Origin of the sequence: Virgibacillus litoralis (assembly GCF_017873675.1) — a bacterium.
In the GTDB taxonomy this organism is placed as follows: Bacteria; Bacillota; Bacilli; order Bacillales; family Amphibacillaceae; genus Lentibacillus; species Lentibacillus litoralis.
On sequence record NZ_JAGGKK010000018.1, the window covers coordinates 75,899 to 82,202 of the forward strand.

4 protein-coding genes are annotated in these 6,304 nt (G+C 37.2%); 1 reads left to right on the forward strand and 3 read right to left on the reverse strand.

Annotation, left to right across the window (positions count from 1 at the left end; translation table 11 throughout):
- Positions 1-109: 109 nt before the first annotated feature.
- From J2Z82_RS15155 to aceB, 3 genes are all read right to left on the reverse strand, one after another.
- Positions 110-1,300, reverse strand: coding sequence for a C40 family peptidase (locus J2Z82_RS15155; protein WP_209481597.1), 1,191 nt, complete (start codon positions 1,298-1,300; stop codon positions 110-112).
- Between the two features lie 440 nt (positions 1,301-1,740).
- Entirely contained in the window at positions 1,741-3,021 is a 1,281-nt protein-coding gene (gene aceA, locus J2Z82_RS15160; protein ID WP_209481598.1) for an isocitrate lyase, read from the reverse strand.
- A gap of 2 nt (positions 3,022-3,023) precedes the next feature.
- Positions 3,024-4,583, reverse strand: a complete 1,560-nt coding sequence (gene aceB, locus J2Z82_RS15165; protein WP_209481599.1) for a malate synthase A — start codon at positions 4,581-4,583, stop codon at positions 3,024-3,026.
- 340 nt (positions 4,584-4,923) lie between these two features.
- Here aceB and J2Z82_RS15175 point away from each other — a divergent pair, with 340 nt between their 5' ends.
- Positions 4,924-5,949, forward strand: a complete 1,026-nt coding sequence (locus J2Z82_RS15175) for an FUSC family protein (RefSeq protein WP_209481600.1) — start codon at positions 4,924-4,926, stop codon at positions 5,947-5,949.
- Positions 5,950-6,304: the final 355 nt, after the last annotated feature.

Consider the following 6,304-nt stretch of genomic DNA (forward strand, 5'->3'; position numbering starts at 1 on the left):
TATACAATAAGAACTGGACGTGGTTAATTTGGAAATCCAGTTATCCATAGCACTTAAATTTATACTTAAAAAAAATCTACCCTCGAAGGATAGATCTTTTAATTTTAAATTATTTTATACGGCGTACATGTCCGGCAAAATGACTTTTCCAATAGCTGTTGTTCATGCTTGCGATTGCCAGCCCAGTACTATTTTGTGAACCAATAAATTTACCATTTCCTAAATATATACCGATATGGCCATTAGTTTTATAAGTATTAAAGAATACGAGGTCGCCTGGCTGAATGTTACTATAGGAAACTTTACTGCCAGTATATTGCAATTGAGCAGTACTGGAAGGTACTGAAATTCCAGCCTGCGAGAATGCCCATGATATAAATCCAGAGCAATCAAAACCGCTTGGTGAGCCTCCACCCCAAACATAAGGAGTTCCAAGATATGGCATTCCGGCATTCATCACTTCACTAAGACTCCCGCTAGGAGCTTTCTCTTCTTTTTTACTTAGAGTTGTGAGATTACCCCCATCAGAACTTGATGATGAGCCTGAATTGCTATGTACATTTCCTGAACGCTGCTCAACTTCTCGATTGATTGTCACAAGACTTCTTTTCTTATCCTGCAAACTAGACTTTAATGCTCTAAGTTTCTGCTCTTTTTCTTTTAATTCTTTCTTGTCAGCCTCATTTTGTTCCTTTTGGACCAAGATGGTTTCCTTCATGCCTTCCAGTTCCACTTTCATATCATTTAAACCATCAAGTTTTTCTTGGACAGAAGCCTTTTTATCTTCTAATTTAGCAATATCTTCCTTTTGTTGTTCCATAAGCTTATTGTCTGATTCAGCTATTTTAGTAACTGCAGAAACTCGACCGATTAAGTCGCTAAAACTTTTTGATCCGAAAATCACCTCTAGATAGTTAACATTTCCACCGCTTTTCTGGTAGGAAACAATACGATTTTTCAAAATCTCATTACGTACCTCAATATCTTCTTCCAGATCATTAACATCATTTTCAATTGTATTTATTTCTTTTTTTGTATCTTTAATTTCACTAGTGGTTTCATTCATTTTATCCTTATTTTGTTGCAGGGCATCGTTGACACTGTCTATTTTTTCGTTTAAGTCTTCCAAATCTATCATTACATCAGCTATCTTCTTCTCTGCTTCTGATAGATTGGCATTTATTGTTGAACGTTCTGATTGTGAGTTACTTGGTGTCTCTGCATGAACAGAATCAGTTAAAAACGCACTTCCCAAAATAACCACACTTGTTGTGGCTATTATACTTATCGTTTTTTTCATCTTTCTATTCCCCCGCTTCCCCTTATCTTTATGTAAATTCTTTCTCGATTTTGTGAGTAATTTGCAGTAATATGAAAAAATACTCAAAATTATGTATCTATCTTTTTAGGTAATTCGTATTATATCATCTAAAAATGACATGAATGTAATAGAAAGATTACAATTGTATTTCAATTTATGAGAGTATCCTTTATAAAGGTAGATAAACCGGTGATATTCAGTCAGACCATTACTTTACTTAAACCTAAAAAACATTACAGATACGAAACCAGTCATGACAAGCCATACTGCAAAATACCCATACTTTCCATCTAATTCTGACATATATAAGAAAATTTCCTCGGTACATTTTCTTTAATTCGTTTATCCTTCTTTCGCCCTGTTATAATTTCCTGCACAATTAAAAAGGACACTCTCCTAAGAAAGTGTCCCTTCCTGTATTATTTTGTAAATTGTTCTTCTTCCGTTGACCCCTTTAACGCTGCAGTAGACGACTTTCCACCAGATATTACCTGAGCCACTTCATCAAAATATCCCGTTCCTACTTCCCTCTGATGACGTGTTGCACTATATCCAAATTCTTCACTGGAAAATTCCGCTTGCTGCAGTTCAGAATATGCTGCCATTCCATTATCTTTATACTTTCTGGCAAGCTCGAACATGCTATGGTTTAGCGCATGAAACCCAGCCAACGTAACAAATTGAAATTTATAGCCCATCTGAGCAAGTTCATCTTGGAAACTGGCCATTTCCTGATCCGAAAGTTTGCGCTTCCAGTTAAAGGATGGTGAACAATTATAGGCTAATAGTTTCCCAGGATATTTTTCATGAATAGCATCGGCAAATTTTTGTGCCTCCTGCAGGTTAGGTTCCGATGTTTCACACCATATTAAATCTGCATATGGTGCATAAGCAATCCCACGGGCAATCGCCTGATCGATTCCTGCTGTTGTTTTGAAAAATCCTTCCGATGTCCGTTCACCAGTTAAGAAGGAAGCATCATATGGGTCGACATCACTTGTGATTAAGTCTGCCGCATTTGCATCTGTCCGGGCAATAATTAATGTTGGTGTTCCCATTACATCAGCTGCTAACCTAGCTGAAATTAGATTCCGCACTGCTGTCTGAGTTGGTAATAACACTTTCCCACCCAAATGACCACATTTCTTTTCCGATGATAGTTGGTCCTCAAAATGCACAGCTGACGCACCTGCTTCAATCATGGACTTCATCAATTCAAAAACATTTAACTGCCCGCCAAAACCCGCTTCCGCATCAGCGACAATTGGTGCAAACCAATCAATTGAATCATTACCTTCAGCATGGTGGATTTGATCTGCACGTTGTAATGCCTGGTTAATTCGCTGCACAACATTCGGAACACTATTGACTGGGTATAAACTTTGATCTGGATACATCTGGCCGGACATATTGGCATCTGCTGCTACCTGCCAGCCGCTCAAGTATATAGCATTCAATCCTGCTTTAACTTGCTGCACCGCTTGATTACCTGTTAGTGCACCTAATGCATTCACATAGCCATTATCACTATTAACCAAATTCCATAATTTCTCTGAACCTTTTTTTGCTAGTGTATGTTCAATGTCTATAGATCCACGTAGCCGAATAACATCCTCTGCCTCATATGGTCGTTCTACATTCACCCACCGTATATTCTGGTCCCACTCATTTTTAATTTGCTCCACCCGGTTACTTTCCATTATTAAATTTCTCCTTTCGTTAATCGTCTATATGCTGGTATAGTTAAAAAATCCACGAAATCATCTTGCGCAATAAGATCCCTGAATAAACTGGAGGCTTCTTTATAATTCTCGTCTTCAAATTCCCCTTGTAATATTTCGTCTATCATTTTCAATGTAACTTTCCGCTGATCTTCAAGGACTCCCTTCGGATGACGAATCCATTGCCATAATTGTGCACGTGAAATTTCTGCTGTGGCAGCATCCTCCATTAAATTATTGATTGGAACTGCACCACGTCCTTGAAGCCAAGCTGCTATATATTGAATACCTACGGTTATGTTTGTTCGTACTCCTTGTTCCGTTATTTTTCCTTGTGATACTTCCAGCAAGTCTTCGCGTGAAACATCTACATCAGCACGTTTCCTTGAAATTTGATTGGGCTCCGGCATTCCTTTATCAAATATATCTTTTACAAACTGAACCATTCCCGGATGTGCAACCCATGTTCCATCATGTCCATCCGTTACTTCACGTTCTTTATCAGCACGAACTTTCTGAAATGATGCTTCATTTGCTTGTGGATCATTTTTCACTGGAATCTGTGCTGCCATTCCACCTATTGCCGGTGCGTTCCGCCTGTGACAAGTCTTAATCGCAAGTAATGAATAGGCACGCATAAATGGAACATCCATTGTTACAGTAGAACGATCTGGAAAGAGAACCTCAGGATGCCTTTGGAATTTCTTAATAAAGCTGAAAATGTAATCCCACCTGCCGCAATTGAGCCCTGCTGAGTGCTCACGTAACTCATATAAGATTTCATCCATCTCAAACGCCGCAGTAATCGTTTCTATTAGTACAGTTGCCCTTATCGAACCTTGTGGTATAACCAACTCATTTTGCGCGAAGATAAATACATCATTCCACAGCCGTGCCTCCAGGTGATTTTCAAGTTTCGGCAAATAAAAATAGGGACCAGATCCACGCCTTAGCAATTCTTTTGCATTGTGAAAAAAATAGAGTCCAAAGTCTACTAAACTAGCAGAAATAGGTTTTCCATTGATTGTTAGATTCTGCTCTTCAAGGTGCCAACCACGTGGACGAACAATTAAAACTGCTGTACTATCATTTAATTTGTATTCTTTGCCATTATCTCCCTGAAAATCGATTTCTTTTCGAATGGCATCCTTTAAATTTATTTGACCATTTATGACATTTTCCCATGATGGAGATGTTGCGTCTTCAAAGTCTGCCATGAAAGTCTTTGCACCTGAATTTAGTGCATTAATGACCATTTTTCGATCAACCGGTCCGGTGACTTCAACCCGACGATCCTGTAAATCTGTTGGCATTGGCTCAATTGTCCAATTGCTTTCACGAATTTCACGTGTATCAGATAAAAAATCAAGATCATGTTCACCTTTCTGTAACTCATTCCGAAGTTCCAACAGCCTTTTTCTACGTTCCTCAAAATGAATATGAAGTTTTGCAATAAAGTTCAGAGCATCATCTGTTAAGACTTCATCAAATTTATCACCCCAATGATTATTTATTTGTACTTTTTCACTTTTCATCAGCATCAAATTCACACCTTTCTTGTTATAACACAATAACTAAAATTATATATTGTTATATAACAATATACCTAAAAAAATTTACTCTTCCCTTTTCGATAGACAATAATCACATTCTAATGTATAGCTGCGATCGTCAATTTGCTTTCCACATTCCGGGCAGATTGCATTATTCAATGTACTTCCCTCCCCTCTTTTATATAACAGTATTAATAACTATTTAATTGTTATAATACAGTCTATGTGTTTTTCTTATAAAATGCAACCCTTTTTTAAAAAAAGATTTGCAAATTGGATAATCTATGGAAGAATATGATATGAGTCATTATTTGGAGTGAATCAGAATATGAAGCATTTTAATTTTCCTGGAAGCCGAGTTGTCAAAACAGGTGTAGCGATTTTCATAACTGCCTGGATATGTGTATTATTAGAATGGCCACCTGTGTTTGCCGTTATTACAGCAATAGTTACGATTGAGCCAACTGTTTCGGATTCAATAAGAAAAGGACTTATTCGTTTTCCGGCATCAGCAATTGGATCGGCATATGCAGTCCTTTTTATATCTATTTTTGGTAATTCACCACTTACCTACTCACTTGCCGCAGTTTTTACGATTGCAACATGCTTCAAATTTAAATTGCATGCAGGTTTGCTAGTTGCAACGCTTACCGCTGTTGCAATGGTTGAAGTAATTCACAGCAATTATTTAATATCATTTTTTATTCGATTGGGTACTACAACTACTGGATTAATCGTCTCGACTGCCGTTAACATGTTTGTTCTGCCACCAGACTATACCAAGGACATTATCCAGAAGATACAAGGGATTAGAAAAAGAACAGGAATTGTTATAGAAAAAGTATTTCAGGACATATTGCAGGAAAATGATAAAGAATTAGAAACTACAGAGCAGAATCTGGTCGATCAACTGGAAAAAACAATTCATCAAACAGAAACACTAATTCGCTTTCAAAAAGATGAAACAAAATACCATCCACTGGTCGGAACGGAAAAGGATCAATTCCAATCTGCACAAGATCATTTATTCAAATTAAAACTTATTCATTACCATATCGATAATCTTATTAATACACCGCTAAAAACTATCTCTTGGTCAAAGGAAGAGCGAACAATCATATTAAAAGCTGTGTCAGAGTTAGCTTATTCATTGCAAAATAAAACCAACTATACATCTGCAAAACATCAGCAGCAACTTAAGCAATTAACCGAGATTTTTTGGGATGACAATGAGGATATAACTAAAAACAATGATAACCACCCTACTACTTTTCCTCCCGAGTTAATCATCTTGTATGAACTCGTTTCCGTTTATAACTTAGTTGAGAGGTACTACAAAAAAACTGCGGATTGACTTCAAAGGTAAAAACACAATAAAAATACACACGAGATTTCGCTTGTGAAATCCCGTGTGTATTTTTATTGCTATATCAAGGCTAATTCACAAGAGTGTAGTGGATGTGATTTATGGTGTGAGCGGAATGAGGATCACACAAACCAGTGAGGTGAATCGTGGTTCCGTTAAATAAAGGAAAAAACCTTCATGTAAGGTTGAAACGGTTCCTGGTTCCGTTATTTACCCAATAACAATGAAAAATGTGGCTGAAAAGGGTGAATAGCTACTATGAACAAAACTGGCTCCTTAATCGTAAAGTCGTGGGTTAATTTGGTAGACTGTTTACTAAGAAAGAAAAACCCAAATCAGAGCC

Bases quoted from the DNA above. Each gene is read 5' to 3' on its own strand.
- J2Z82_RS15155 (WP_209481597.1), bottom strand. From the start codon at position 1,300: ATGAAAAAAACGATAAGTATAATAGCCACAACAAGTGTGGTTATTTTG.
- aceA (WP_209481598.1), bottom strand. From the start codon at position 3,021: ATGGAAAGTAACCGGGTGGAGCAAATTAAAAATGAGTGGGACCAGAAT.
- aceB (WP_209481599.1), bottom strand. From the start codon at position 4,583: ATGCTGATGAAAAGTGAAAAAGTACAAATAAATAATCATTGGGGTGAT.
- J2Z82_RS15175 (WP_209481600.1), top strand. From the start codon at position 4,924: ATGAAGCATTTTAATTTTCCTGGAAGCCGAGTTGTCAAAACAGGTGTA.